This is a genomic window from Acinetobacter sp. 742879 (assembly GCF_000588535.1).
In the GTDB taxonomy this organism is placed as follows: Bacteria; Pseudomonadota; Gammaproteobacteria; order Pseudomonadales; family Moraxellaceae; genus Acinetobacter; species Acinetobacter pittii.
Window position 1 is genome coordinate 39,805 of record NZ_JFYC01000019.1, and the last position, 26,385, is coordinate 66,189.

31 protein-coding genes and 1 pseudogene are annotated in these 26,385 nt (G+C 34.9%); 7 read left to right on the forward strand and 25 right to left on the reverse strand.

From position 1 onward, the window contains the following. Window positions 1-55: 55 nt before the first annotated feature. Entirely contained in the window at window positions 56-484 is a 429-nt protein-coding gene (locus J690_RS21115; protein WP_032038185.1) for a PPC domain-containing protein, read from the reverse strand. Between the two features lie 36 nt (window positions 485-520). Beyond that, window positions 521-607, reverse strand: a pseudogene (locus J690_RS24330) (hypothetical protein); the annotation flags it as partial. An 84-nt stretch (window positions 608-691) separates the two neighbouring features. On the opposite strand from J690_RS24330, the gene J690_RS21120 reads away from it, so the two are divergent. Next, the gene (locus J690_RS21120) at window positions 692-1,198 is read left to right on the forward strand and encodes a GNAT family N-acetyltransferase (protein WP_017386740.1); all 507 of its coding nucleotides are present in this window, start codon (window positions 692-694) and stop codon (window positions 1,196-1,198) included. A 91-nt stretch (window positions 1,199-1,289) separates the two neighbouring features. Here the strand turns inward: J690_RS21120 and J690_RS21125 are convergent, their stop codons facing one another. From J690_RS21125 to J690_RS21140, 4 genes are all read right to left on the reverse strand, one after another. Beyond that, window positions 1,290-1,652 (reverse strand): NirD/YgiW/YdeI family stress tolerance protein, encoded by a 363-nt coding sequence (locus J690_RS21125; protein WP_005073765.1) that lies wholly within the window; start codon window positions 1,650-1,652, stop codon window positions 1,290-1,292. Between the two features lie 246 nt (window positions 1,653-1,898). Next, window positions 1,899-2,186: a hypothetical protein gene (locus J690_RS21130; protein ID WP_017398397.1), complete on the reverse strand. Its 288-nt coding sequence runs from the start codon at window positions 2,184-2,186 to the stop codon at window positions 1,899-1,901. A 273-nt stretch (window positions 2,187-2,459) separates the two neighbouring features. After that, window positions 2,460-2,591, reverse strand: coding sequence for a hypothetical protein (locus tag J690_RS24130; RefSeq protein WP_002114618.1), 132 nt, complete (start codon window positions 2,589-2,591; stop codon window positions 2,460-2,462). Between the two features lie 190 nt (window positions 2,592-2,781). Further along, the gene (locus J690_RS21140; RefSeq protein WP_005073761.1) at window positions 2,782-3,651 is read right to left on the reverse strand and encodes a LysR family transcriptional regulator; all 870 of its coding nucleotides are present in this window, start codon (window positions 3,649-3,651) and stop codon (window positions 2,782-2,784) included. A 223-nt stretch (window positions 3,652-3,874) separates the two neighbouring features. Between J690_RS21140 and J690_RS21145 the strand changes: the two genes are divergently transcribed. Further along, window positions 3,875-4,729, forward strand: a complete 855-nt coding sequence (locus tag J690_RS21145; RefSeq protein WP_032038188.1) for a DMT family transporter — start codon at window positions 3,875-3,877, stop codon at window positions 4,727-4,729. 56 nt (window positions 4,730-4,785) lie between these two features. On the opposite strand, the gene J690_RS21150 is transcribed toward J690_RS21145, so the two are convergent. The 10 genes from J690_RS21150 to J690_RS21190 all read right to left on the reverse strand — a co-directional run bounded on the left by J690_RS21150 (window position 4,786) and on the right by J690_RS21190 (window position 11,025). Further along, the gene (locus tag J690_RS21150; RefSeq protein ID WP_032013260.1) at window positions 4,786-5,049 is read right to left on the reverse strand and encodes a hypothetical protein; all 264 of its coding nucleotides are present in this window, start codon (window positions 5,047-5,049) and stop codon (window positions 4,786-4,788) included. 144 nt (window positions 5,050-5,193) lie between these two features. Continuing rightward, window positions 5,194-6,300 carry a minor capsid protein gene (locus J690_RS21155; RefSeq protein WP_032038190.1) on the reverse strand — a complete coding sequence of 369 codons (1,107 nt, stop codon included), beginning with the start codon at window positions 6,298-6,300 and terminating at the stop codon, window positions 5,194-5,196. 183 nt (window positions 6,301-6,483) lie between these two features. Continuing rightward, window positions 6,484-6,726 carry a hypothetical protein gene (locus tag J690_RS21160; RefSeq protein ID WP_032038193.1) on the reverse strand — a complete coding sequence of 81 codons (243 nt, stop codon included), beginning with the start codon at window positions 6,724-6,726 and terminating at the stop codon, window positions 6,484-6,486. A gap of 569 nt (window positions 6,727-7,295) precedes the next feature. Further along, window positions 7,296-7,868 carry a lysozyme gene (locus tag J690_RS0104740; RefSeq protein WP_032038194.1) on the reverse strand — a complete coding sequence of 191 codons (573 nt, stop codon included), beginning with the start codon at window positions 7,866-7,868 and terminating at the stop codon, window positions 7,296-7,298. Window positions 7,869-7,884: 16 nt separating this feature from the next. Then, window positions 7,885-8,394 carry a hotdog fold domain-containing protein gene (locus tag J690_RS21165; protein ID WP_032038196.1) on the reverse strand — a complete coding sequence of 170 codons (510 nt, stop codon included), beginning with the start codon at window positions 8,392-8,394 and terminating at the stop codon, window positions 7,885-7,887. A gap of 183 nt (window positions 8,395-8,577) precedes the next feature. Continuing rightward, window positions 8,578-8,778, reverse strand: coding sequence for a hypothetical protein (locus tag J690_RS21170; RefSeq protein ID WP_002114613.1), 201 nt, complete (start codon window positions 8,776-8,778; stop codon window positions 8,578-8,580). A gap of 186 nt (window positions 8,779-8,964) precedes the next feature. After that, window positions 8,965-9,423 carry a hypothetical protein gene (locus J690_RS21175; protein WP_005803530.1) on the reverse strand — a complete coding sequence of 153 codons (459 nt, stop codon included), beginning with the start codon at window positions 9,421-9,423 and terminating at the stop codon, window positions 8,965-8,967. A gap of 307 nt (window positions 9,424-9,730) precedes the next feature. Continuing rightward, window positions 9,731-10,000: a hypothetical protein gene (locus J690_RS21180; protein WP_005803531.1), complete on the reverse strand. Its 270-nt coding sequence runs from the start codon at window positions 9,998-10,000 to the stop codon at window positions 9,731-9,733. A 269-nt stretch (window positions 10,001-10,269) separates the two neighbouring features. Next, window positions 10,270-10,644: a TonB C-terminal domain-containing protein gene (locus tag J690_RS21185; RefSeq protein ID WP_032038198.1), complete on the reverse strand. Its 375-nt coding sequence runs from the start codon at window positions 10,642-10,644 to the stop codon at window positions 10,270-10,272. Window positions 10,645-10,794: 150 nt separating this feature from the next. Further along, window positions 10,795-11,025, reverse strand: a complete 231-nt coding sequence (locus J690_RS21190) for a hypothetical protein (protein ID WP_005068685.1) — start codon at window positions 11,023-11,025, stop codon at window positions 10,795-10,797. A gap of 262 nt (window positions 11,026-11,287) precedes the next feature. On the opposite strand from J690_RS21190, the gene J690_RS21195 reads away from it, so the two are divergent. The 3 genes from J690_RS21195 to J690_RS21205 all read left to right on the forward strand — a co-directional run bounded on the left by J690_RS21195 (window position 11,288) and on the right by J690_RS21205 (window position 13,432). Beyond that, entirely contained in the window at window positions 11,288-12,010 is a 723-nt protein-coding gene (locus J690_RS21195; RefSeq protein ID WP_032038199.1) for a type 1 glutamine amidotransferase, read from the forward strand. Between the two features lie 113 nt (window positions 12,011-12,123). Continuing rightward, the gene (locus J690_RS21200) at window positions 12,124-12,639 is read left to right on the forward strand and encodes a hypothetical protein (RefSeq protein ID WP_032038200.1); all 516 of its coding nucleotides are present in this window, start codon (window positions 12,124-12,126) and stop codon (window positions 12,637-12,639) included. A 397-nt stretch (window positions 12,640-13,036) separates the two neighbouring features. Then, window positions 13,037-13,432, forward strand: a complete 396-nt coding sequence (locus J690_RS21205) for a Fur family transcriptional regulator (protein ID WP_005073733.1) — start codon at window positions 13,037-13,039, stop codon at window positions 13,430-13,432. 42 nt (window positions 13,433-13,474) lie between these two features. Here J690_RS21205 and J690_RS21210 read toward each other — a convergent pair whose 3' ends face one another. Next, on the reverse strand, window positions 13,475-14,158 hold the full coding sequence (locus J690_RS21210) for a Fe2+-dependent dioxygenase (protein ID WP_032038201.1): 684 nt from the start codon (window positions 14,156-14,158) through the stop codon (window positions 13,475-13,477). A 94-nt stretch (window positions 14,159-14,252) separates the two neighbouring features. Beyond that, on the reverse strand, window positions 14,253-16,487 hold the full coding sequence (locus J690_RS21215) for a TonB-dependent receptor (protein WP_032038202.1): 2,235 nt from the start codon (window positions 16,485-16,487) through the stop codon (window positions 14,253-14,255). Between the two features lie 497 nt (window positions 16,488-16,984). Here J690_RS21215 and J690_RS21220 point away from each other — a divergent pair, with 497 nt between their 5' ends. Further along, a complete protein-coding gene (locus J690_RS21220; protein WP_032038203.1) occupies window positions 16,985-19,186 on the forward strand; it encodes a TonB-dependent receptor family protein in 2,202 nt (733 codons plus the stop codon). 76 nt (window positions 19,187-19,262) lie between these two features. Here the strand turns inward: J690_RS21220 and J690_RS21225 are convergent, their stop codons facing one another. Beyond that, complete coding sequence (locus J690_RS21225; protein WP_032038206.1) at window positions 19,263-19,814, reverse strand: TetR/AcrR family transcriptional regulator; 552 nt, start codon at window positions 19,812-19,814, stop codon at window positions 19,263-19,265. 691 nt (window positions 19,815-20,505) lie between these two features. Here J690_RS21225 and J690_RS21230 point away from each other — a divergent pair. Further along, entirely contained in the window at window positions 20,506-20,841 is a 336-nt protein-coding gene (locus J690_RS21230; protein ID WP_032038209.1) for a hypothetical protein, read from the forward strand. Here J690_RS21230 and J690_RS21235 read toward each other — a convergent pair. The 6 genes from J690_RS21235 to J690_RS21260 form a co-directional block, all read right to left on the reverse strand. After that, window positions 20,822-21,382 carry a chorismate mutase gene (locus J690_RS21235; RefSeq protein ID WP_032038211.1) on the reverse strand — a complete coding sequence of 187 codons (561 nt, stop codon included), beginning with the start codon at window positions 21,380-21,382 and terminating at the stop codon, window positions 20,822-20,824. The two genes, J690_RS21230 and J690_RS21235, sit on opposite strands and share 20 nt — an antisense overlap. 77 nt (window positions 21,383-21,459) lie before the next feature. Further along, complete coding sequence (locus J690_RS21240) at window positions 21,460-22,143, reverse strand: SDR family NAD(P)-dependent oxidoreductase (protein WP_032038213.1); 684 nt, start codon at window positions 22,141-22,143, stop codon at window positions 21,460-21,462. A 9-nt stretch (window positions 22,144-22,152) separates the two neighbouring features. Further along, a complete protein-coding gene (locus J690_RS21245) occupies window positions 22,153-22,914 on the reverse strand; it encodes an SDR family NAD(P)-dependent oxidoreductase (RefSeq protein ID WP_032038216.1) in 762 nt (253 codons plus the stop codon). A gap of 7 nt (window positions 22,915-22,921) precedes the next feature. Further along, the gene (locus J690_RS21250; protein WP_032038219.1) at window positions 22,922-23,608 is read right to left on the reverse strand and encodes a glutathione S-transferase family protein; all 687 of its coding nucleotides are present in this window, start codon (window positions 23,606-23,608) and stop codon (window positions 22,922-22,924) included. A 228-nt stretch (window positions 23,609-23,836) separates the two neighbouring features. Continuing rightward, entirely contained in the window at window positions 23,837-24,856 is a 1,020-nt protein-coding gene (locus J690_RS21255) for a Csu type fimbrial protein (RefSeq protein WP_032038221.1), read from the reverse strand. Beyond that, a partial coding sequence (locus J690_RS21260) for a fimbria/pilus outer membrane usher protein (RefSeq protein ID WP_032038224.1) occupies window positions 24,847-26,385 on the reverse strand: 1,539 nt, incomplete at its 5' end. The genes J690_RS21260 and J690_RS21255, both read right to left, overlap by 10 nt.

The window sequence follows — 26,385 nt, forward strand, 5'->3', positions numbered from 1 at the left end:
ACCAATTTTCAAATTTACTAGTTCTCATTTGAGAGCTAGTAAATTTCATCAGTTATTATTTTTTCACTTTGTTTAATAACTCGAGGTCTAAAGTATATTTGACAGTTTTATTTTTACGAGCACTATTACGCATTTGATAAACTTGAATAATATAATCACCGTCAACTGGTAAAGTAAACTCTCCTTTAAAACCTATAGTTGAGCCAATCAATAATGCGTTATCTTTACCTGGCTTCTTACCAGGTGCAAAAATATTAATGTAGGCTAAATTCCCCAGACTATTGATATCAAATTTTAATATTTGGCCTTTTTTCGCATAAACTCTATACCTTATATCATCGTAGCCCTGAAATTTTCCAGTTAAAGTGGTATGTGGTGAACTTTGTAAAAAATTAACTTTTTGCTCAGCATTTTTGGCATAGATAGTAAATGAAGTAGCTGAAATAAGCGTAGATAGTAATAATGTTTTAATGATTTTTCTCAACTTATTGACCCTCAAAATTATTTTAAAGTGATTATATTAAAAATGATTTTTATAAAATTTTACTTTATGTATGAGTTTGATGAGTAGTAGTTGCTTTTTATAACCAGTAACAAATAAAGTATCTTAGAAGTCTTAATTATCTTTCTTTTCAATAATTATTTAAAAGTTAAAGTATATAGATAATCTATAAGTCTGGAAGAATTTTTAATGAATATTATTATTCGTGATGAGCAAGCCGAAGATATTGAAGCCATTGAAAAATTGACAAAAGCAGCTTTTCAAAATGCTGAGCACACAAGTCATACCGAGCATTTTATTGTTAATAGTCTAAGAGCTCACGGACAACTTACTATTTCTCTCGTTGCAATTGAAGATGAGTCTATTATTGGACATATTGCTATTTCTCCGGTTGAGATTAGCTCAGGCGAAATAGGTTGGTATGGTTTAGGTCCTATCTCAGTTCATCCAAATAAACAAGGATGCGGTGTTGGCTCTCTTCTCATCAATAAATCACTAGAAAAATTAAAACAACTTGGCGCTCAAGGATGTGTTTTATTAGGTGATCCAAATTATTACAGCCGATTTGGTTTTAAAAATTATCCTGAGCTAATTTTGCCTGATGTACCAAGTGAATATTTTCAGGCTCTAACTTTCTCGGGCAATATTCCAAAAGCTAATGTCAAATACCATGAGGCTTTTAATGCAACACAATAATAAAAACTTACTATCTTCAAAAGAAAACTCCTAAAAATAGGAGTTTTCTTTTTCATTGGTTTTGAACAATATTTACTTAAAATATTAGCTTTTATTTAACACGCTCAATTTGGAAAACTTCAATATCGGTAGGCTTAACTCTATGCTTATCTACCTCACCAACGACACGTACTTTATCCCCTGCTTTTAGTTCAAGAGGTTTCCATAAGTCATCATCGATATCAATTATGATTGAACCCGTAGCGTCTTTTAACTCAAAATGATCCCCAGCAATATGCTTTACGATCGTACCAGTTAAAGTTACTCCAGATTCATCAGCCAAAGTTTTTACTTTGGACACTGTGACTACATTTTTTGTTGCTTCGTTTAATAAAGCAGCATCTGGTTTAGCTATCACAGCACTACTTCCTAATAAAGCAAATCCAGCCAACGCTGTTAAAAGTATTTTTTTCATGACGATTACCTACTTTTTAATATTCTTAGTTATATAAACAAATTCTTTTAAAGTTATAGATTTAGCTTTTGTGGCTTTTTGTATCTTATTAGGATCTTTGTTAATGAGAATAAATAGTAATATTAAAAAATTTCTTTAAGTTCTCTTTTCCAACAACTATTTTATGGTCTTTATTTTTTCGTGAATTTACTTAAGAAAGCTTTTTCTTAAGTAAATTAAACTCAGCATTTAAATATCATTTCATTGTTAAGCAACAAGTTGTCCTAAATTCAATAAAATATTTATGGCTTCTGTCTCGTCCTCAGTTTGCATAACAATCATTCTGTCATAAGAAATTCCACCAACCTCAATATAAATTTTTGGATGTGGAAGCTGAGGAATATAAACTTTTAGTGGTTGATAAAGAGCAAGAAGATAACCAAATGAATCATAAGGATAATGATCATCTTTTAATGTCTTCTTTATAACAACATAGTTGTTCAATATATTTAAAATAAAACCATATTCATTTTCAGAATGAAATTTAGCGTCCATACCTACCTCCTTGATTAGTTAATATTTTTATAATCAAATTTAAAGGTTAAATTTCTGATCTGACGATATTTGAACCAATTTACTTTAAATATAGAGTTCTATTTAAAATAATTAGTGTCGAATTTAAATATATTTAAAACCGAGTGTATTAGTCAACATATTTTGAACAGTGCCATTAAAAATAAATCTTTTGAGTTACAAATCACACTTTAAGACAAAAATAAAAAGATATAAAAAACCCATCTTACGATGGGCTTTGGGCATTCAACTAGATTATGAATCTTTATCCATCGAATGAGGAGTTGTGGTTTTATCTTGCTGTTTTGTGTCGTTTTCACCTTGGCAAGCACTCACACTCAAAGAAATAAAGGCGGCTAAACCCAAGGTCGCTATAATTTTTGTCATGTTTCACCTCATGAATTGTTTAGATTGATGAGTTAATAAATACTTTTTATTAGTTTTACGATCAGCATAGGTTTCTAGGCTTTTTTGTAGATTTAGCGCAAAAATGTAAAGCTATTTAGTTTTAACTTTAAGTGCCCATTTTAAATTTAACTCACCACGTTCAGAGCCCAGTACCTAAAATAAACTTAAATTAAATATTAACTGAATGCCTGAGCGTTTTGAGGAGTAAGTCATATAAGTGATCTACAGCTTTAGACTCCAAAGATGCCCGGCTTCGGTACACAGCGACCTCCATAGGTTCTAAAGGTCCTAAGCCATGATCAGCACTTAAAATAGTTAAATGCTCAGGTGCACTACACTGTGTAAACACTGCAATTGCTAGACCACTTTCCACTGCTGCAATTTGACCAGCTAAACTTGAACTGTTGTATACCACCCGATAACGGCGTCCCTGTAAAGCCAAAGAATTAATAGCACTCTTTTTGGCTTGACTAGTACTTTCATAAACTGCAATTGGGAGTGGATCTTCTCGCCAGAGTTCAAACTGTGGAGAGCCTACCCACACCATTGGTTCATGAAATAAAAGTGTTCCTTGACGAGCGTTATCTCTCGAAATTAATGCTAAATCTATATCCCCAGTTTCTACCCGTGGTATTAACGAAGTAGACTGCTCACAAATTAATTCAATTTCAACACCTCCATAACGTGGAGCAAAACGCTTAAGTACAGGCGTTAAATATTTTGCAGCATAATCATCGGGCACCCCAAGGCGTATACGCCCCTTCAGCTCATCTCCATGAAATGCCATTTGGGCTTCTGCATGTAAGTCAAGAATACGGCGCGCATAACCTAAAAGTAGCTGTCCTTGAGACGTTAATTCAATTTGTCGGTGCGTTCGTATTAAAAGTTGGCAATGTAGAGCTTCTTCAAGTTTTTTTAATTGCATGCTAACCGCTGACTGTGATCGATATAACTCAGGTGCTGCATTTGATAAAGAGCCTGTATCTACTACGGTGACAAAACACTTTAGCCAATCAATCTGTAAATTTTTTAAAGTCATTAGAATTTATCTATTCGATTTTCAAATAGTATATAAAAGAATTATGCGCTTTTCTTTATTTATTGCCTCTCTCATACTGAACTTATAAGAAGTTAAAACAATTCATTTTTTAACGTCACTAACAGTAAATTGATTAACAACTGAATAACTCGTTAATCACTGTCCTTACTAACAATTTTATCACTTCGTATTTCTTAGGTATTACGCACTAGGAGGAGGTTTTATGCGCCTAAATAAACAGATGCTTGCATCACAAAGTGCGACATCCACTTTCGTTTTACTTTGGGGAAGTGCTGCGATTTTTACTCGATGGGGACTCGACAGTGCCTCACCTATAGCATTATTAATTCTGCGTTTTGCCACAGCTTTGTTTGTTCTATTGTTAATTGCTATTTTTAGAAAAAGACTTTTACCTAAGCATGGAACTCGAAAGCAAGTTTTATTAACTGGACTCCTTATTATTGCAGGTTATTCAATTTGTTATTTTAAAGCCATGGCTCACGGAGTCACCCCTGGTTTAATGGCCACAATCATGGGAATACAGCCAATCTTGACGCTTTGTCTTTTAGAAAAGAATTTACAAAAAGAGAGATTATTAGGTCTATTGATTGCTTTAGCCGGACTCATACTTTTAGTGTGGAAAAGCTTAACTATGTCTTTTATCGCTCCAATCGGAATATTCTTTGCCTTAGCAGCACTGATCTGTATAACTTTTGGTGCCATCATGCAAAAAAACATTCAACAAGCCCCAACAGATGTCTTACCGCTCCAATATATAGTTAGCCTTCTAGTTTGTTTATTTATAGTTCCATTTGAACATTTTGAAATAACGTGGAATTCACAACTCATTATTTCGGTTTTATTCCTTGGAATTTTAATTTCTGTAGTTGCTCAACTTTTACTTTATCGACTTCTAAATCGGGGCAATCTTGTAAATGTGACAAGCCTATTCTATTTAGTCCCTGTTGTTACTGCACTTTTAGATTTTTTAATTTTAAAAAATAAGTTGCCGCTTGCAGGCTTAATAGGAATGATTGCGATTTTAATAGGCTTAACACTTGTATTTAAAAAGAAATAACTCATTTAAAGTACATCATAAAACCCTCGACTGAGGGCTTTATGCTGAGTTAAAGACTAGTCTAAGTTTTTCCAATCTTTACCAATTTGAGCTAATGCTGGCAGTTCATCGCTATTAAAAACATTAGAATTACGATCAATAGCAAATCGATAGATGGGCACAGAATCAGCTTGAGTTTTTTTATAGAAGCTGAAATTTTCAGTAATATGATAATTGCCGGCTTCTGTAGATTTTACAGCTGCACCTGATGGAATATGGATATAACTTTCACATTCCACTTCAATATTATTTCCAGCAAGATCTTGGTAGGAAAATTTCATGTTTTGATCCTTTCTAAATTTTTATGATTGAGAAAAACTTAACATGCTATCTGGCTAGATTATTGAAACTTTTTTCAACTAATTGTTTAAGTGTGTGTATTTAGTTAAAACTAAAAATATTATCTCTAATATTTCTACTCTATCTCACAATCCCAATACTTTAAAAGCTCGCTCATCAAGTTCTTTAAGCTCCTCAAGTGTATACAATCGTCCTTCTGGATCAAAAAACTTATCAAAGTCGAATTGTCCTTCTTTATATAGTTGATATCTTTTAGGCCCTAACCACTCTTTTTGAAAGAAATCATCTGTTAGTTTAAAAAACTCTTTAAATGACATATTTGCATCTAATTGGCCAATTAACTGTTCACGTTCATTTTTAGGAATATCCTTAAATTTTCTCTCATCCATAATGAAGGCTCGGCTGCCGACTAGCTGACCGTCCTCATGAGTTGGAACTAGAATACTACGGCAATGAGGATGTAAAGGCGGAACTTTTTTTGTAGGATCATTGATATTCCACACACTACTATCAAGGGCTGCACATATTTTGGAGGTTCTGCCATCAAGAACACTTACAAATCTGACATATTCAAACTTTAACTGTTTATAGCTGTTTAAATAGGCCTGATTGGATATATGACTTCGAATCGTACGCACAGTTCGTTCAATATCAATCTTAGAGCTATTTAGTAGTCCATCTTCATATTTAAGGCGTTTAGTTCCTAGAATCCTTTGAATAATTTGTTGATTCGTCGATCCAGTATTGAGGCCATCCCGAATCGCATACTCAACTCTTTGACGGGCTACCTCGGCAATTGTAGAAAATAACTCATCCACCAATGCTCCACCTGCTAAAGGAACACGTTTAGCAGCTTTATAGAGCTGTTCACCTTTTAATTCTTTATGTTTGCCACTAAAAACTTTTGACATATATTTGGCTTCATAGACAGCCAATGCCACAGCAGAGATGGTAAAAGTTTCAATGAGCACATCGTTAGTGGTATTAAACCACTGAGAAATCAGTGCACGTATCTCTTTTAATGGGGCTGTTGAGTAAACCCCCCCCGCCAATGCGGTTTTTTCCTTTTCATTTAGCTCATCTAACAAGTTACTTAGTTTGGTAAGCATATTAACTGTTTCGGAATTAAATAAATTAAGAAGTTCATTAACCGATCTTGAAGATGCTCGATATAGATAAGCTTGATGTTGAGTCAGAACATCAAAAAGTGATTTCTGATGAAGATTAACCATAAAAATTACCTCTACAGAATTGCCCTTTTTTGTTATTTTCTATTTTCTGTCTTACCTTATGTAATTTGCTTATTATTAATATCCCTAGAATAAGTTATGACTAACAAGTGTACCTACGTAAAGTTATTTAGCTAATAGCTTATCCTTGTAATTTATATCTTTATAAACTTGTCTCGTGTCTAACTACACCATCTCTTTAATACTGAGTAAAACAGCATTACTCGGAATATTTTTAAGTATTTTCTTTTGTTGTTTTCGCCATTCTTTATGAAATTTTTTATCAGATTGTTCAGAAAAACTGTCTGTATTCTTATTAGCATATGTAGTACCCGTATTTGATGATTGTATACATGGCCAATTGTTTAATTGAGGTGTTAAAACCGCATTACTCATCAATGAAAGTTCTTCTAATCTAATTAAGTTCATATTTACTTCCTTGCTTATATCTAGCTCCTGATGTCTTCAACATGTTCAAACTTTATATTGAACCGTTAAAAGATAGCTATTGTTTTATTTCCTAAGCCAATCAGAGCCTACACAAATACCACACCCTTAAAAATGCAAAGTGCAAGTTTTGTGTATTGATTTACCAATGATGTAACTTGCTATACGCTCAAATAAATTAAGTTTAAATAGAATGAAAAAGGTATTTATAAGGTTTTCTTCTCAGTTGCTCCAATTTCAGATATACTGACCTTAGTATGAGATGAGCCTTATATAGTTCATTGGTAGATCAATGAATGACTAAGCCCTTTGCTTTCGAGCAAGGGCTTTTTTAATGCGTGTAATTTGGAAAAACTACTTTTATCTGACTCAGCAATTCAAGCCTCGGTTTGCCTTTACTGAACAGGTCTGTTAGATTGGTCTTGTTCATCAACTCCTATTGTCGATGAATACTGAAGCCTGATTCGTAGCATCAGGCTTTTTTTATGCCTAGATTTTATTAAAGATCGGAACGGCTTTTCTGATAAAAGCCTATAAAAATTAAAAAGACTCTACGATCCTAAAAACAATTTCTTTTCAATAGCGCGGCGTCTAACCAATCCAGCCAAACGCTTACCGCCTGCGTTTACCCATATATCAAATTGGTTTGCGGCCCCTTTGTAATCACCTGAATTTAATTTTTTTAATAAGGTCGATTTTTTAAAGGCTCCTGCCCCGATGTTATAACTTAGTGAGACTAATGCGTCGAATTGATTTTGCTTTAAAGGAACTTTTACAGTGCCATTGACTGCACGCTCAAATATTTTCAAATCATGCTGCATATATGCTTTGGCCTGCTCAAGAGTACATGTGTCACCTTTTTGAACGCTCAAACCGTTTGGGTATCTGGTTGTGCCATAACCAATGCTCCAGACACCTACGCCATCATCATAAGCACTGAGTCTTAATCCTTCAAAATTACAAATATGATTTACCCCTTCCTGACTCAGAGACATCTCATCTACCGCAAAACCAATTTCCTGATCGCCATTGTCTGTTGCGGTAGCAATCGGACTATTTGTAGCGGCACGTGACCGAGACTTGGTAGTAAAAAGCTTGCAAAGATAATCCAATATTTTTTGCATCTAATCCTCTGTCATCTTACTTTTTCTCTGTAACCCAAAGTGTAATATACCCTTGAACTACAGACTGTCCATCTGCTCTATAGGCATTTACTTTTATTTGCATATCGCCAACTTTCCATTCTTCATCAATTGTTGCGACGACTTTAATATCAGAATCGGCTTTGGCGACATAATTTACGTTCATGCCTTTAGGTAGCCATCTTAAATGTTGAGGAATAGATGCTTCGGTTAGTACACCCATAACAAATTCTAATCCATTACATATGGCAATAACGTGAACTGTTCCTATGTGATTTTCGACTGATTTATTCTTTTTGATGAAAGCTTCACACACGTCAGCATCTAGTTTTTGAATAATTGGATTTACTGTTTGAAAATATGGAGCAACACGGCTAACAACTTTTGACAACAACGTTAATCCACCTGGTATTGCTTTCAATGTTCTAAAAGCGAGCAAAACGTCATTAATTGGTGGTACAGCGTTATGTTTGATTTGGTTGGCAAATTTATAAATATAATTACTCATAGTTTTACTTCTGGCTGAGAATAAGAATTTAATAAATATATAGCCTCATATCTCTAGACTCATTGCTTAACTTTCATGTTTTTTAAGTCATTAATGATAATTTTTGAATAACATCTAGGGTTTGTTTTTGTTCAACCAAATAAGCTAAAAATTAAAATGCCCAATATAAAATTGGGCTATAGATTATTCTTCGACTTCTATGGGATCGCCATCTTCAGGTCGAATATGTCGCTCACCATCATCTGCCGGATCGACACTAGAGCCATCTTTGGTAATGCTGTTATACAACTCATCCTCTTTTTTATCATCAATAAATTCTTCATCTGCAAAATCAAGAGGCTCTTCATCATCATCAAAATTTAAGGGTTTTTCTTCATCTATCATGAGATTTATCCTTTACTTCACTTGTCTCATACTATGCTCAAATAATTAACAGATACATTCAACATGAAACAATCATCATTTATGTAACAGACACTTTAAGATACATATAACAAAGAAAACCGCCCTCGAAGGCGGTTACTAAACTCTAAATTGTTAGAGATAATTGGCTTATAACTGTTATATATTTTAAGAAGGTAGTTTATTATTTTTAATATAATCATCTGATTTAAAATAATTAACAATCATTTCTGCATTTTCTTCTTTTACAGGTAAAGTAGTTACTGGAATATTTTCATTTCCCATACTAAAGCCTTGAGGGACCAATTGAGAAATAGGAGGAAATTTGGCTTTCCCTCCCTCAGTGATTCTTTCAATAAATCCTGCAAGCCATAAAATAAACTCACCTTCATTATCAAACTTAGGCATAAGACTAAAATCAATTTTTACCGAGCATTGCTCGATGGGCTTGGTTAAGCAGTCTTCAAAATTAATAAAATTATACTTTAATTTGAATTCAGTACCTTTTATCGCATTACGAATAAGCCCAACCAAACAATTTAAATTTTCTATTACATCATCAGAAAACAAGTTGTCATTTTTAATTTTTTTATAAACTTTATCTGCTATTGCTAGATATTTTGGCATCTTAACCTCCTATCTTCTTATGCGTATATTTATATACTTCTTTAAACTATTATTTTTTTATGTAAGATAGGGTAAAACTCATCAACTAAATGTAAGAAATACAAGGTTTTTGAAAGCTAATAGTAAGGCATTTATCAAAAACATTTAAAAATGTGAAACTTTTAACATAAAACACCAAAATAAAAGAAGATTTTGAAAAATTTTCTTTCAATTTATTTTTATAGATGAGCAATGCTTCCAATACTAACTTACCATCCATTTAATATGAAATATGCTTATATAAGATATTAATTTACTAAGATATTTTTTAATTTTTATTGTTTTCAAGGTGATTCAAAATACTACTAATTTTTAAAAACAAGTAACCGAAAAGTAGTCCATTAAATATAATAAAAAGACCAACAGTCACCATTTCTTTAGACCACACTTGAATAATATCTAAATTATCATTTCGAGTTTCAACTTGCCCATATGACAAAATAAAAGCCAAGCCTAAGACAATTCCAAACAAAATCACAACCCATGCTACAACTGATGTTGTCTTACTTTCTTTAAGTGATTTCTTCACTTCACTCATAATTTTTCTTAATAAACTTCTAGATTTACATATTCTTTTATATTAATTCGCTATGTACTTAAAGTTTTATTTCTTTAACTTTTTGATAAAAATGTTATTAATTTTTATATTTTGTTTATCAAAAAATATTAATTAGTATATTTAATATTTCTGTAACCTCAAAATTTTAAAGTAAATAGTATTAAAGATATTTATAACAAAGGGGCGAATTTAATATAAATAAACGAAAATCCTTTAAATCCGCTCCTTATGTTTAGTAAGATCTTCTTTTATTTTACCTGAAATTTAATATTGAATTTTCTTGCTTGTTTTCTTACTTCCGGATTAGATGGTAAAACAAATGGACTTGAACGCCAGATAGCTTTTTCAATACTTGTTTTAAATTTTTGCTCTTCTTTATCTAAAAAGATAATTTGCTCGATTTCTCCAGTATCCGTTAAAAAGACCTTAACACTTGCGCTCATACCTGTAGAAGACTTGGGAATATCCCATGTTTTATAAATTTTCTTTTGATATTGTTTTTTATATTTTTCAGCCTCTGAAATAATTTTATTATCAACCACTGGCGCAGGAGTGACTTGTTTGTGACCTGTGGCACACCCAACTAACAAAAATAAAGAAGCAACAATAGTGAAGTTTTTCATTTAAAATACCTTATTTTCAATAATTAAAATTTAACAGTTTAGAGTTTAAAAAACCACCCAAAAGGTTGTATTAATCATTAATTATTATGAGTTAACAAAGGTGTGAAGCCACCTTTGCTCTTCCCTTTTTTATTTAATATTTTATTTTCATTAAAAAGGAACTTCATAACGAAAATTTAGATTTGAATTTTCTGATATATTTATATTATAGACATCTCGATCAGTAAAAATCCCGTGTTCAGGTGTTTTAAAACTATTAAAAGCTTTATTCTCTGGAACTATTGGAGGTTTATTTAAATAATTTTCTTGAGAATTATATGGAGATGAAGCACAACCAATCAGCCCAAAACCCAATAAAGATATAACTAAAAATGTCTTCATAAATTTTGTCCACTTTGATAAAAGCTACACAATTTAACAAATTGAACTGCTATTGTCACACCAGAATAATTTAGTTTAACTTAACAATAAATATATCGCATATATTTTAAAAACAAATAATTTCAACTTCGATAAAAACAAATAAAGCTGGCCCATATAAGTTTTCAAAACTGGATGTATTAAAGGCCCTATTCTAATTTTAATATTTCCTTGATTTTTAACCAATGATCTACCTATTAATGTTTAGATTTTAAGGATTGTTATGCGGTTACATTTTATTGTTCATGAAGATTTTGAAGCGCCTGACGCATATGAAATTTGGGGCAAAATGAATAACTTCAAAATTACCTATTCAAGAGTGTATTTAAATGAAGTTTTGCCAACTTCTGTTGAAGATATTGACTTTCTTATTGTAATGGGTGGCCCACAAAGTCCCGATACTACATTAGATATGTGCCCTCACTTTAATTCATTAGCAGAACAAGCAATCATTAAAAAAGCGATTGAAGCAAATAAAGTGGTTATTGGGGTATGCCTAGGATCTCAATTGATCGGTGAAGCTTTAGGTGCCAAGTTTGAACACAGCCCTGAGCGAGAAATTGGTAAGTTTCCAATTATGCTTACAGATTATGGAATAACGCATTCTAAGTTTTCTCACTTAGGAAAAATGACCGAAGTTGGCCATTGGCATAACGACATGCCAGGCTTAACTCCCAACGCAAAAATTATTGCTTTTAGCGCAGGGTGCCCAAGACAGATTATTGAATATTCCAAATTAGTTTATGGCCTACAATGTCATATGGAATTAACTTCAGAAGTAGTTGAATTGCTGATTCAACATTCAGAAATCGAGTTAAATGATGCTCATAATTATAAATTTGTGAATACTCGTGAAGAATTATGGAAGCATGACTATCAAAAAATGAATCAAAACCTCTTTATTTTTCTGGATAAATTGAAAGAAGAATATTCAAAACGATCTTAAAAAAATGAGTGTAAAGAGCCTTTTTAAATTGGCTTTTACGCTCCGCTACAGATCTTATTATTTACCAGTTGATCAAGCATACTTGAAGTCAAACCTTCAAAAATCAAATTTTAATGTTAGAATACAGTGATTTACTCAATTTCAATTGGACTCCCAAAGAAATGAATAGATTTTTATTAACTTTTTTATCTTTAAATATTGGGCTTTTTTCTTCTTCCACTTTTGCTGAAACAAACACATTTCAAACCAAACAAGAATATAACCGCCCTAGATTTAATCAGCATAAAAGTATGCTTGAAGTAAATTCTAACACTCAGAACTATCAGCTGACTGAACAACAAAATTCATTTGACTCTCCTCATTCCCAAAACGTAGATTTTTTTGAAATTGCAAAACAATATCAAGAAAATGAAGCAAAGCCTTCTTCGTTTACTGATGAAACAGTGAATATGAGCAATCATGAGCGTAGTCTTTATTACATTAGACATCATGATAATGTGGGTATTCAAAGAGAAATTCGTGGCCAACAGTTTAAATCGCTAAAACAACAGCGAGATAAAGGTGTTATTTCTAATGATGTATATAAAGAAAAGGTCTACAAAATCTTAAATCAACCTAACTTTAAATAAATTTGAAGCCCTCTTCGGAGGGCTTTTTAAATGTTACTTTTAGGAATGCCACTTCCTTCATCTTTACAGCTCTCAATTCATAGGCATTGCAGCCTCACCTATAGCAAAAGTAAATCAATCATGTGAAAAGCTAACAGAGATCATTGAGCAAAATAGAACTCAGTCATGAGAGTCTAAAAATTTAATGGTATGGTAAATATGAGCTTCTAAAAAAGAATCGACTGCTAGCTTTTGTTATTTCTATTAGTATTTTTACTTTTTATCATAATACTTTTTATACCGAATGGTTTACAATTAAGACTAATATCATTGGTTTTCAAATAGATTTTTTTACCTGCTACTAAAAAAGCCTTAGTAATCAATTTAAATGTAAAGAAGCCATTAGCAGAGGAACTAAATGGATTATCATCAAGCGTTAATGGAAACGGGTTTATCAGCTACACCTTCGCGAGTTGCTATTTTTCGTTTTTTACATGAGAACGATAAGGGAATAACTGCAGAAGAAATATACCTACTATCTCAAAAGAAAAATTTAAAAATTAGTCTAGCCACGACATATCGTACTTTAGCGGAACTCGAACATAGAAAATTAATTAAAAGAGTTGTTTTGGGTAAAAGTAATAGAGGGATTTATAGACCAGCCTCTAATAAAATTAGTTTAAATCTTATTAATACCAAAACTGGAAAATCTCATCCTTTTGAATATGATGAAAAAGTAGAAGAACTACTAGAATGCTTGTTGAAAAAAATTGATGAAAAAGCGTTAAATATTGAAGTAAATATTTATAAGTAACCTATAAATAATCTACGCTACTTAATTACTCGCCTTGTTTTTTTAAACCTCAGCCCACTTACGAATTAAGTTGTGATAAGTATTGGTTAAGTTCAAAACTTCTTTATGATCATCACCTAGTTGCATACGTAAATTTTGAATAGTTTGGTCTAGATTAAATAACATATGCCGCTCTGCATCATCACGAATCATGCTCTGAACCCAGAAAAAAGACGCTATACGACAGCCTGAAGTAATAGCGGTGACTTCGTGTAGACTGGTAGATGGATACAAAATCATATCACCAGCAGGTAATTTAATCTCATGATATCCATACGTATCTTCAATTATGAGTTCCCCACCTTCATACTCTTCTGGTTCACTTAAAAAAACCGTACACGATAAATCTGTTCTTAAACGCTGATTACTACCACGTATGAGCCGTATTGAATTATCTACATGAAAACCAAAAGACTCATGATTTTCATAGCGATTAAATAATGGTGGGATTATATCTAGGGGAATTGCGGCAGATAGAAATAATGGATGTTTTCCTAAAGCATCAAGAATGATATTGCTCAGTTGATGAGTTAGAGGATCTTCTTCAGGCAATTGCTGATTATGTTTTACTGTAGCTGAAAGTGTACCAGCAGTGACTTTTCCATTAACCCATTCTGCTTTGTCCATTTCTTGACGGAAAAACTGGACTTGGTCTTTATTAAGTACATTTGGAATATGGTGAATCACGGCGATACCTTTAAAAATAGCTTTATTTAATAAAATAGCCTCATATTGAGGCTATTTTAGATTACTTATTCAAACTAATAAATTTTTAAACTTATTAGTATTTAAAGTTAACTGATAATACTGCGCTACGGCCTTCTGCTTCAGTTGCATAGTGTGAAGCATATGCTTTAGTAAAGTAACGCTTATCAGAAAGGTTATTTAAGTTAAGTTGCAAGTTAACATTCTTGTTAACGTCATAACGAGCCATTGCATCATATCGAACATATGAAGGAACCCATTTTGTATTAGCTGCATCACCATATACTTTGTCAGCATAGAAAGCGCCAGCACCCACAGTAACTTGAGGCAATACTTTATATGTAGTCCATAAAGTTGCAGAGTTTTTAGGTACGTTTGGAAGTTGCTTACCCTTAGCTGCATTTTCTGGATTACATACACCAGCACGACTACAACTTGGCCCTGGATCAGTATTTTCACTATCTAAGTAGGTGTAACCTGCGCTCACAGCCCATTTATCAGTGATATTTCCGTTTGCTGAAAGTTCAATACCGTCAACTTTACTATCGCCGCCATTCGTATAAGTGCTTGAGTCAACTTGAATACGTGTATTTTGTTTCTCTGTACGGAAAATGGCAGCAGTTAAATTAAGTTTTTCGTTTAGAACGTTCCACTTTGTACCCAATTCAATGGTTTGGCTTTCTTCTGGTTTAAGGTCCATATAAGCTTGACCGATTGACTCAGAACCATCACCGCCATCAACACCTACAGGGTTAGCAGAAGTTGCATAACTTGCATAAATACTACCATTTTCAGTAGGTTTGAAAGTTACGCCTGCATTGTAAGTAACAAAATCTTTATTACTCTCGATTTTAGCGCCAGTGGCATTTGTCACCTGTTCGGTATCAAACTTATCCCAACGAACACCTAAATCAAGTAACCATTGAGGATTAAACTCAATATTATCTAATAAATAGACAGAAGTATTTTTTGTAGTCGTTGTCGTAGTTGCTTTATTGGCGATACGACCACCTAACCACGCATCTTTAGAATTAGGATTAGTTAATGAAGTACACCATGCATCATTAATAGCACAATCACTATTAAAACCGCCCGTTGTAGAACCTGCGTACCCCGGATATGTTGTTGTGTAGCTACCTTTATCTGACTCTTGATCACTGTATTCTGCACCGACATTAAAGCTATGCTTGATAGCTCCAGTATTAAACTTACCTCTTAAAGATAATTGATCGGTGAAAATATCAGTGTCAGTAATTCGAGAGTTAATACGGCGCCAAACTTTACCGTTTGCTACATTACCTTTTGAATCATCTGGCTGAGTCCAAAGGTAATCATTTTTTGATTTGCTGTAGAGTACAGTGTTAGCAAGAGTAAGATTTTCATTTAAATCATGCTCTACTTTAAAAGTACCAATATGATTTTCTTGTTTTTGGAAATCACGACCTTTTAAACCATAGTAAATACCTTGTTTAACATCAACAGGCTTACCAACAGTTGCCTTTTTAGCCGTATCGTAATTATATGGAACACCTGAATCTGGAGTGTCATCAGATCTTAAGTAGTAATAACTTAAAGTTGCACGTGTTGGTGTATCCAATCCAAATGTAATACTAGGTGCGATACCTACACGCTTGTATTCAGCGCCATCGCTTTGACCCGCTTTTTCATTTTTATGCCCCATAAGAACAACGCGACCAGCAGTACCATTACCGAAGTCTTTATTACCATCTAATGTGATACGTTGATAATTATCGGTACCTGCTTGTACAGAGCCTTCTAAAAAGTCACCTTTTTTAGCAACTTTAGAAATCATATTGATGCTACCGCCAACAGAACCTGCACCACCCATAGAAGAAGCAGACCCCTTAGTCACTTCAACTTGCTCGATAGCAAACATTTCACGGTTTTGTGATGATGAGTTACGAATACCATCAACGTACATCGAACTTTCTGAATTGTAACCACGAATAAATGGTCGATCCCCATTCGGGTTACCGCCTTCTCCAGCACCTAAGGTAATGCCTGGTACAGTACGAAGTGCGTCGCTTAAAGTATTTACTTTGGTATCTTCAATAAGTTGTTTTGAAATTACTGAAACTGATTTTGGTGTATTTAACAGAGGTGCGACAAATTTAGAGTTAGCCGATTTATCAACTTTAAGGCTCTGTGCAACTTCTGTATCTGCTTGAACATGAATTAATGGAAGCGCTACAGAATTTTCCTGAGCAGCCATTGCAGTTGTAGCTACAATTGATAATGAAGAAGCTATTGCTGATTTAGCAATCTTCTTGCGAGACTTAATAAATTCCATATATATTTTGTGTGTTCATGTAAATATTAGCGCGAATAATAATGATTATTGATTATTAAAACAATAATTTAATATAAAAATCCTATAACAAATGTTCAATAAAAATTAATAATTCTTTGATTTTAATTAAATATATTTATGAAATTATTTTCAATTTCACACAAATAGCCTTTAAACTCAACTTATTACCTGATTATCTACTGTAAGTTTGTAATAGTGTACTTTTGAGCCCCCTATCACTTTTATACTTACTGTGTCTTTAAATAGAAATTATACGTGGCTGCACATAAGAGGGCTTCCATCTTTTAACAGCCAATGTCTAGCTAGAATCTTATTATTTATATCTAAATCATAGTCAGCTATTTGAAATTATTATCAAAAGTAATCTTTTAGAAAAAGTTTAAAATTCTTAAAAAAAACATAAACCATTTTATAAAATTTTGTTACTTTTTCGCTATAATGATTATAATTATCGTTTAGGATTTCGATACATCAACATGGACCGCTCACCCCCTCTTTCACCCCCTCTTTCACTCCCAAATTTCAAGTTCAAAGTTTCTACGCTTAGCTATGCAATCGGAATTGTGTGTACTTATCTCGCATTTCCTGCACATGCTGAAGATACAACCACTAATGCATTACCGACTATTACCATTAAGGCACAAGGTAACTGGCTAGAAGAAGCAAATGCAGAAACTGTTCACAAGCATGCTGGCGCTCGAACTATTATTGACCGTAAGCGTTTAGATGAAACGGCGGCAACTTCACTGCGCGAAGCTCTAAAGCAAGTTCCTGGAGTTCAGGCTCAAGACAGTAGTGGCACAGGTGGTAGTGATGTTTCACTCAATATTGGGGTTCGTGGTTTAGCATCTCGCCTATCACCTCGCTCAACAGTTCTAGTAGACGGCATTCCTCTTTCATTTGCACCTTATGGTCAGCCACAGTTATCGTTAGCACCTGTTTCAATTGGTAATATTGAGTCAGTTGACGTTGTACGTGGTGCGGGATCGGTTCGTTTTGGGCCTCAAAACGTAGGCGGAATTATTAACTTTGCTACTCGATCAATTCCTCAAGATTTTAGCGGAACCGTTAGCCTAACTTCAGAATATGCCTCTGGTACTGACCAAGTAAAACTGAGCCCTAATCTATTTGTGGGGGGAACTTTAGATAATGGTTTAGGCCTTGCCCTTTTATATTCAGGGACTAAAGGAAACGGTTATCGAGAAGCAAATAATAAGATTGATATCGATGACGTAATGCTAAAGTCTGCTTATCAATTTAATGATAAAGACTCAGTTGCTTTAAATCTGCATCATTATGAAGGTCGCGGCGAAATGCCAGAGGGCTTAACTCAGGCGCAATATGCTGAAAACCCTTATCAATCTTCTGGTGAAAAAAACTATTTTGCAGGTCGACGTACAGATGTCTCTTTACGTTATAACCATAAAGATGAAAAAAATAACTTCGAAGTTTTGAGTTACTACATCGACTCTTTCCGTACAAGTAATCTTGAAACTACTTTAGCGAATGGTGACAAGCGTCTCGATTCTGCTCCACGCGATTATAAAGTCTATGCAATTGAACCGCGTTACTCTCGTATTTATCAACTAGGTAATACTCAAAATGAAGTGACGGTTGGCTATCGCTACTTAAAAGAAGAAAGTTCTGAATTTGCTGGACGTACTGCTTCTTATGCAGCAGGTTCATCAGTGCCAGATTTTGCTCCACGTAGTAGCAGCGAAGGCGGTACTAAAGCACATGCGGTATATATCGACAACCGTATGGAACTCGGCCGTTGGACGATTACACCGGGTGTTCGTTTCGAATCAATTGAAACCCATAATAACTTCACGGGTTATAACAAAGGACAACCTAATACTGTTTATCCAAAAATTGATTCAGACGAATTTTTACCAAGTTTATCCGTGATGTACTCAGCAAATGAAAACTGGAATATATTTGCAAATGCAGGCGTATCGTTCGGTCCACAGCAATACAGTCAATTAGCTCGTCTTGAAGGGACAACCGCAACGGCTACAACCGAAGGCTTACATCCTGAAAAGTCGAACAACTATGAAATTGGAACTAAATATCTAGGTAATGGTTTAAATGCCGAATTTACCGTGTTCCATTTAGACTTTGATAAAGAGCTTTCATTGGTTCGCGATGCTGGTAATAACGGGATTTGGACAGACTTAGGGGCAACCAGTCACAAAGGTGTCGAAACAGGTATTAGCTATGATTTCGGTCAATTGTCTGATGCACTGGAAGGCTTAAAAGTATATGGCAACTATACTTTCACCAAAGCAGTCGCTGAAGCAGGAAAGTTTAAAGATAAAGACCTACCGTTTTACTCACGTCATGTCGGTAATGTTGGGTTAGGTTACACAGTAGATAAATGGTCTTTAAATGCGGATATGTTTGCGCAGTCAAAGCAGCATTCACCAGATCTTCCAGATAGTAATGTCTATCAAACAGAAGAAACTGCTGATGGTAAATATGGAGATATTCCGGGTTATACCACTTTTGCGGTCCGTACCTCTTATGACTTAAGTTCACAAGTTAAAGGTTTAAAAATCGCTGGTGGAATCAAAAACATCTTTGATAAGCAATATTTTACTCGCTCAACAGACTCTACAGGCGGTAAGTATGTAGGACTGCCACGTACGTTCTATCTACAAACCTCTTTTGACTTTTAAAGCTAAACCAAATTGAATAAAAAGCCCTCTTCGGAGGGCTTTTTTATAAGAATTAAACCTTAGAATACTAACCAATCTAAGCGAGCGTCGACATAAAATATTCTAATAATTTATCTCTCTCATCGATCTTATTTGCACTTAAAAGCTGGACCATTGCCCCATCAATCACAAACAAAAACATGTAGGCATCTTCAACTGTAGCGGTAACTTTTACGGTTAAAAGCAACTTATAAATTTCATTTATGAACCATTTTCGATAGTCGCTGACGACCGTATAAGCTGCTGGATAAAGCTTTTCAATTTCAAAAATGGCTTTAAATGGCAAACGATAAAAGCCCTCTAAGTTTGCATGTAAAAAGTAAACTTTCTTGAGCTTATCAAACATCATAAGTTCGCGGTACGAATGAATAATTGAAAACACCTCATGTTTTAATGAATCTGTTTGAAAAGTTAAGCTCATCTGAATGAGCCTTTCTTTGGAGTGAAAGTAGTTATAAAAAGTGGTTTTGGGAATTTTGGCTTCTTCAATAATTCGATCGATCCCAATGTAAAACCCATGTTGAGTAAATAAATCTTTTGCCGCGTGGAGCACGCGTAATGCTCTAAATGATGCTTCTAAATTTGGCATTTTTATACCGTTTAAAATAATTTTTTGTTGTAAGTAAAAGAGATAGAATTGCCGTTACTCTTAAATTGAGCGCTAAAAACAGGCATGCAAAAGCGGCACAAATAATGGTGTGCTCGCCTATCTCAGGTTTATTGTTGCTATGATTTTTTAGTCGTAAGGATTCTTAAGGTATAGAAAACCTAGAGCCGATTAAACCGTTTGAAAGACTGTTTAAATGGAATGAATAGAGAGATTTTGACAGAGACCAATAAAGAAGAAATAGTACGCATAACGGCGGACTCCTTTTGATTTAGAAGAGTCTTACCAATTACTGTCAAATAATGGTGGCAAGACTAGAAGGGTTGACAGACTGGTACAAAAGGAAACCAGCGCACGCAAGCGTGCCCCTCCTAGCCTCACCATAAAGGCGTGACTTAGGAGAACGCACAAAACGAAATAATACGTTGTTGTGCGCCTTTTGTACCAGCTCTGTCAAAAGCTGACTGGCAATGTGGCCAGCAGGCAAAGGATAATCGGAGAGATTTTGGGTGTCAATGTGATATTGGCTAGAAAACAGTTAAATAATTATTGTTTTTCATCGAATTAGAATATTTAATTACTTGGTTAAAAATTCGTTATTAGCTTGTCTTTAGTTAATATGAACGACAACTTAATTATAGATTTTCATCACTACTTTAAAATAAGGATAATTATGTTAGACCTAGATGAAATGAATGGAAATTTTTTTAATTTTGATCAAGTAGACACATTCAAAATAGAACACGACCATATAATGAATTGCTACAACCTTGTTTTGATTCTATCTAAAGATTTACATGAGCCTTCCACCCCTAAATTCAATGTATGCTTTAACCATATTTCAGACTTAAGTATGAATGATAGTTTTAGACATAATTTTCAACAATTCCCCTGCTTACTTATCGAAAAGCACAAAAATCAGTGGGAAAATGTTAATTACGAAATCAGACAAGTGGAAGATGAAGACTTAAGTTTCAAATGTAAAAGTTTTACTGCTTTCTTAACTTAATTTTATTTAATGCCACACATAAAGCTTTTTTGTCAGCGTCTTTAAGTTGAGAATGCTGAACAGGCCACATATAGCTACAGCTATGAGGCGCTTTATTGTTATTTTTCTTAAGTTCATCGGCAATATTTTTTAGAAGTTCAGTGTTTAGAGAACTAATTTTTAAACGTACTTCTGCTAAATCTTGTGGCTTCCAATTGCTTTCTGGACTCGATAACCAATCTGCGCGATAGCGATACTGAATGGCCTTGGCAACATTCATTTGCGTCACAATAAATGGCTTTACTGTTTCGCTATTTAAACCTAAAGATTCGGCTTCAGAAAGTGATTGATCGAGAACTTTCTTTTCTTGGGTTAAATCTTCAATCGGCAAATGCTGCTCTGCTTTATAACCTGCTACATCTTTCATATAAGATAAACGCTCGTTAACTAAACGAGCAGTTTGATCATATTGATATGCTTGGGCGAGTGAAGAAATACACATAAAAGCTGCCAAGGTCGACACGATCTGAGCAGTTCGCTGAAAACTCTTTATATTCACCATTTAAAACCTACCGAAATTATTGTTCTATGATCATTTCAGCTCAGTACTGTATTTCAAGAAAATACTAAAGTAAAACTTTAAGATAGGCTGAGCTCTTGGCTCCATGCAGAATCAGATTGTTGATAGATGTGTTGGCATACTTGCTTGAGAGATGAGCTAAAGTGCTGGTCTTGCCCTTCCCATTTTTCAACCATGCAATAGGTAACATGGATGCCTTTAGGTTGAAACTCTCTCGCCAATGACTGCGCTAAAGCACGAATGCTTGCAAACATGCTTTGACTTAACACATCGTAATGGGGCGAGTTATTAAATGGAGCTCCAAGAAAAATAACTGTGCCCCGCTGTTGTTTAAGCATAGGTTTAATCACAGCTTGAGCGACACTCACGGCACTTAAACCTGTGGTCTGCCAACTGTGTTCAATCTCTTCTAAAGATAAAGCTTCGATATTTGATGAAGATGAAAAACTCGGCTGAAATACACAAAGCTCAATGATATGTCCATGACTTGAAATATAACGCAACAAGCATTTTAAATGATCTACATTCACTAAATTTAAGTGAACTACTGTCACACCATCATTTAAAGAATGAACTTGCATTTTTTTTACAGCTGAATCATGTACAACTTGATAAAGATGTAAAGGGAAATGCGCGTTTTTATCTAAAATTACAAAATCACGCTCAATCAGTTGAAGGTCATGACCAGCAACGACAACACAGCCCTGCTTTTTTTGAAATCTTTGAAATATTTTTTTTAGCATTTTAGTCTCTCAAAATTTTTCTTGATAAGGGCGTAAATCCAGCTCATGTGTCCAGAGTTGTGGAGTTTGTTGGTAAAGCATCCAATAGTTTTCTGCTATTGCATCAATATTGAGTCCGCCGGTTCCACGGGTAAGACGGGCTAACCGCCCTAAACCGAATAATGCTTTATTCACTCTATCGCCATTGACTATTCCATCAATAATCACATGAGCAATATGTATGCTTTGTGTCTTATAGATTTGAGCTAGGTTTAATGCATAGGTTCTTAAAGCAGATTTCCCCATCGTAAAAGCAGCGAAAAAAGGTTTACCACGTAGAGATGCACTTGCTCCAGTAAAAATAAGCGTACCGTGATTTTGATCTTTAAAGATTTTTAGACAGCTTTGAGAAACTAAATAGGCCGATAAAAAAGTGGATTGCCACATTTGAGTAAAAAACGACAATGGGCTGCGTAAAAAGATAGAAGGAATATTCCCTCCCACGTTATGAATAACAACACTAATACGCTCATTTTGACTCGTGATTGTGTCAAATAAGGCCTGTACTTGATGTATATCTTCTGCATCTAAACGGAACGCGACAGCTTCCCCTGCATTTGCATGGATTTCAGCAGCGACTGCTTCAATTTTCTGAAATGTACGTCCAGCGACATAGACTTTTAAGCCTTCTTTTGCAAAAAGACGGCTCACGGCTGCACCAATACCTTGTGATGCCCCGACGCCAATAACAACTGCACAATCTCGTTTTTTATCTAATATTGCTGATGTCATAGACGTTTCATCCTGTTTGTTTTTTATACCATACTGCAATAAAGGGGCGATCCAAAATTTCTTTACCAAATTTTTTACTTGTGCGAATCACTTCACCGAGTTGAGCAACTACGGCAATATCTGCAATAGTTTGACTGTCTCCAATTAACCATTCACTTTTTGATAAAACTTGCTCAATACGGTCGAGGTGTCTTATAAACTCTTCTTCAACATTTTCAGCTTTAATTCGTCCTAAGCCTTGAAAGAAAAGCTGCGTTTTTAATTCAGCCAAAATAAAACCTTTTACCAATGGTTTTTCATAAGCTGGACGACCAATGCTACTAATGCGAATCGCTTCTTTTAAAGCTTTTGAGTCATTTACGCGTAAATAGATTTCGTAAAAGTAAAGAGATTCATCCGCCCAGTCTTCCCACAGCTCTGCAAGTGCTTTTTGATTTGGATCTTCAGGGTAAAGCCGAGGTGTGTCTGGAAAAGCTTCATCTAAATAGCGTGCAATCCGAGTGCTGTCTTGAATTCGCTGACCATTATGGTCAATGACAGGTACTTTACCCACCTTACTTAGCAGAGGAACTTTCGCTCCAAGAATGCCGTTATAGTTAACTGTGTCAAATGGAATTCCCTTAAATCTCAAAGCCCTTGAAATTTTTTGACAAAATGGAGAAATTTCCCATTGATGTAAAATAATATTCGACATTTATTCACCTTTATTTTTAATTGCCTTTTATCTAGTTCTCTTTTAGAACTAATCAATAAATATACAGAATGTTTTTTTAAGTCAAACTATTTTTGATGACGAATAAGTTCCGAAAGCTAAGAATTATTTGATTTTTACTACTTATTTCAGAACATTTTTCAAGCGATATAATTTGAATTATAGGAAGCTCTGCCTTAAAAAGAACTTCCTATATAATAGATTAGAAAATTAATAAGTCACTGTAACAACAACACTATCAGAATAGACGCCAGGTCTACTTGCAATGGCGGTACCTTGCGGAATCTTTCCATAAACTGTAGTCGTTTGAGCGCTTCCTGTACTTGTTTTTGAGACTCCCCCTGTTCCCCCAACATTGGTTACGCCTCCCGTGGCATCCCATACCGTACTATAGTTAGAATCTTTATATAGCTGATAGGGAATAAATTCATTATTACTATTGATCATACGCCTAAAGCCCCCAGCTATACGGTTGTTTCCATCCCCTAAATAAATACTATATGGCGTTCCAAAATTACAGGTCGTATTCACTGCTCCTTGCGCTGTGTAATCACGACTCGTTGTACTAATATCATTGATATTTCCAAAATCAACAGTTGAGGTTGAGTTTAATTGGCAAAGACTTGGGACCACAAAGTTTGCTGTTAGCAATGTATCGCCTGAATCCCAGCCACCAAGTAAATCACCACATGACAAACCCAAAAGATCCATATCCCAATACAACCGAACCGAAGCCGTATATGTTCCTTGAGGGTATGCAATGAGAGACCCCGTTCGAGCTGGTACTTTTATATTTACCGAGTAACTCACAATATTATTTGATGCGACTGTTGCTACTGGGCCATACCACACATTGGAGGTTTGGTTTGTGGTAGAAGACCCAGCTCCACCTACAGTTGCAGTAACCGTATACGGTAATGAAACACTGTTAATTGCATTTGTGGTTCCCGTAAATACGGTTTTCATACACATGAAATTAGAAATCTGGGGAAGTCCTAAATTCGTACAAGTAATTGTTCCTGAAAGGTTTACGGTTGCATCACTATTAATATTTGCTGCTGTGTAGGTAAAAGTGTTATTTGTGGTCCCACTTACCGTACAAGCTGCATGTGCCGGACTAAAAAATGCATAAACGAGATAAAATAAGCAAATGCCTACAAAATATTTTAAAAACAATGGAAAAAACTTATAGCTCTCTATTTGAGCCTTATTCATAATATTTAATGACATACATAAGGTCCCAATTTTTTAGTTGAGTACTGATTACTGTTATAGGTGAAGTCAACTTGGCAGGAGCCATGATCAAGAAGATCGACTTCAAGTTTGTTTTGCTTTAAAAGATTTGGAATAAACACTTCACCATCGTAGCCCACAATACCATCTTGCTGGCCATTAATTCGAACGGCATAACCCGGCATTAACGGTGAATTGCTTTGATCAACAAGTTTCACTAATCCCGAAATGACCCGATGAGCACCGAAGTCAACCAAAGTTCCTTGACGGTAACCCACCACTGTTTTTTGATCTGTAGATTTAACATTCCAATTCAGAGGAAGATACGATGGATCTAAATAAATATGGTTCACTTGATATGGCATGAGACTAGGAATCAGAAACCTTCCAGACTTGTCAGTTTCTCCTAGATTAACACCGCCATTTATAATTTGACTTTGCGGCCCTGCATTGGTTACGACCGCATAGCCGTCTCCTATTTCATTGGCCGCAAAGATGCGTCCCGCTGCTGCAACCAATGAACCCGTCGCCGAAAGTGCAACCTGATCGTTGTCTCCAAATCGGTTATAGCGCCCTGTCAGGTAAGCTGCCCGTGCTCGGTAAGATGCATAGATCGACGCATTGTTTTCATTCGCATCCTCATCTCGCTCAACATAACCGCCCCAGCCAAATGAACCAATTTGGGGTTCTGACAAACCGAATATTTCTTGGCGATACCGTAAGCTACCACTATCACTAGATACACTCGTGATCGCATTCACTTTACTGGACGGGGTATATCGCAGTGCAAAGTAAATTCCATAGTCCTTATGGTTTTCATAATCTTTATACGCTGATGCATAAAAACCCCAGTTCTTATCCAAACTTCCACTTAAATTGGTAGACAGTAATTTATAGGAGTTATCACTATATTTGATCTGGTTATAGCCCAGATAAACCCCATAGCCTGCATAAAAGTTATAGTTAATCCCTGCCCTAAAAATCTCATCTGCCAATGCACTGTAGTTCAGATAGTTTTGTGACTCGGCATTGATCTGGTTATCTTTTAAATATCTCACTTGAGACACACGGGCAAGGTCAAAATAGTTATCAAATACTTTGCGGTAACTGGTGTTAAATGAAATGTTCTTACTGATGCGCCCTTCTAAACCCAGCAAGGCAGAATAGCCGTTTTCATCTTTATACTGGCTCGCTGCGATGTCAGCATTAATTACCCCAATACCCAAAACATTCTTGGCAAATCCTGTGCCGAGATTCGACAGGCCATCTGTTGAAGCCTCTGCACCGCCGCTTAAGGTCAGTGAGTTGCTGTAGCCGTATCGAATCGCACCTGAGGCAAAGGTGGCATCGTCATAATCATTTGAATACAACCCATAGTTGTAGCGTGGAACCCCCACATCTACTGAAAACTCATTAATGCCTTTTGCCAGAATCTTGGAGGAAAAATAGTACGGCTTTTTGGTAATGCTCTGCTGTCCCGTTGCATCGGTAGTCACAAGTGTGACTTCATTTCCCGAAATAAATGG

Bases quoted from the DNA above. Each gene is read 5' to 3' on its own strand.
- J690_RS21155 (WP_032038190.1), bottom strand. From the start codon at position 6,300: ATGGTTAATCTTCATCAGAAATCACTTTTTGATGTTCTGACTCAACAT.
- J690_RS21140 (WP_005073761.1), bottom strand. From the start codon at position 3,651: ATGACTTTAAAAAATTTACAGATTGATTGGCTAAAGTGTTTTGTCACC.
- J690_RS21180 (WP_005803531.1), bottom strand. From the start codon at position 10,000: ATGAGTGAAGTGAAGAAATCACTTAAAGAAAGTAAGACAACATCAGTT.
- J690_RS21220 (WP_032038203.1), top strand. From the start codon at position 16,985: ATGGACCGCTCACCCCCTCTTTCACCCCCTCTTTCACTCCCAAATTTC.
- J690_RS21190 (WP_005068685.1), bottom strand. From the start codon at position 11,025: ATGAAGACATTTTTAGTTATATCTTTATTGGGTTTTGGGCTGATTGGT.
- J690_RS21235 (WP_032038211.1), bottom strand. From the start codon at position 21,382: ATGGTGAATATAAAGAGTTTTCAGCGAACTGCTCAGATCGTGTCGACC.
- J690_RS21160 (WP_032038193.1), bottom strand. From the start codon at position 6,726: ATGAACTTAATTAGATTAGAAGAACTTTCATTGATGAGTAATGCGGTT.
- J690_RS21150 (WP_032013260.1), bottom strand. From the start codon at position 5,049: ATGAAATTTTCCTACCAAGATCTTGCTGGAAATAATATTGAAGTGGAA.
- J690_RS21255 (WP_032038221.1), bottom strand. From the start codon at position 24,856: ATGTCATTAAATATTATGAATAAGGCTCAAATAGAGAGCTATAAGTTT.
- J690_RS21130 (WP_017398397.1), bottom strand. From the start codon at position 2,186: ATGGACGCTAAATTTCATTCTGAAAATGAATATGGTTTTATTTTAAAT.
- J690_RS0104740 (WP_032038194.1), bottom strand. From the start codon at position 7,868: ATGCAAAAAATATTGGATTATCTTTGCAAGCTTTTTACTACCAAGTCT.
- J690_RS21120 (WP_017386740.1), top strand. From the start codon at position 692: ATGAATATTATTATTCGTGATGAGCAAGCCGAAGATATTGAAGCCATT.
- J690_RS21195 (WP_032038199.1), top strand. From the start codon at position 11,288: ATGCGGTTACATTTTATTGTTCATGAAGATTTTGAAGCGCCTGACGCA.
- J690_RS21215 (WP_032038202.1), bottom strand. From the start codon at position 16,487: ATGGAATTTATTAAGTCTCGCAAGAAGATTGCTAAATCAGCAATAGCT.
- J690_RS21170 (WP_002114613.1), bottom strand. From the start codon at position 8,778: ATGATAGATGAAGAAAAACCCTTAAATTTTGATGATGATGAAGAGCCT.
- J690_RS21225 (WP_032038206.1), bottom strand. From the start codon at position 19,814: ATGCCAAATTTAGAAGCATCATTTAGAGCATTACGCGTGCTCCACGCG.
- J690_RS21245 (WP_032038216.1), bottom strand. From the start codon at position 22,914: ATGACATCAGCAATATTAGATAAAAAACGAGATTGTGCAGTTGTTATT.
- J690_RS24130 (WP_002114618.1), bottom strand. From the start codon at position 2,591: ATGACAAAAATTATAGCGACCTTGGGTTTAGCCGCCTTTATTTCTTTG.
- J690_RS21250 (WP_032038219.1), bottom strand. From the start codon at position 23,608: ATGTCGAATATTATTTTACATCAATGGGAAATTTCTCCATTTTGTCAA.
- J690_RS21175 (WP_005803530.1), bottom strand. From the start codon at position 9,423: ATGCCAAAATATCTAGCAATAGCAGATAAAGTTTATAAAAAAATTAAA.
- J690_RS21200 (WP_032038200.1), top strand. From the start codon at position 12,124: ATGTTAGAATACAGTGATTTACTCAATTTCAATTGGACTCCCAAAGAA.
- J690_RS21185 (WP_032038198.1), bottom strand. From the start codon at position 10,644: ATGAAAAACTTCACTATTGTTGCTTCTTTATTTTTGTTAGTTGGGTGT.
- J690_RS21165 (WP_032038196.1), bottom strand. From the start codon at position 8,394: ATGAGTAATTATATTTATAAATTTGCCAACCAAATCAAACATAACGCT.
- J690_RS21145 (WP_032038188.1), top strand. From the start codon at position 3,875: ATGCGCCTAAATAAACAGATGCTTGCATCACAAAGTGCGACATCCACT.
- J690_RS21125 (WP_005073765.1), bottom strand. From the start codon at position 1,652: ATGAAAAAAATACTTTTAACAGCGTTGGCTGGATTTGCTTTATTAGGA.
- J690_RS21240 (WP_032038213.1), bottom strand. From the start codon at position 22,143: ATGCTAAAAAAAATATTTCAAAGATTTCAAAAAAAGCAGGGCTGTGTT.
- J690_RS21230 (WP_032038209.1), top strand. From the start codon at position 20,506: ATGTTAGACCTAGATGAAATGAATGGAAATTTTTTTAATTTTGATCAA.
- J690_RS21205 (WP_005073733.1), top strand. From the start codon at position 13,037: ATGGATTATCATCAAGCGTTAATGGAAACGGGTTTATCAGCTACACCT.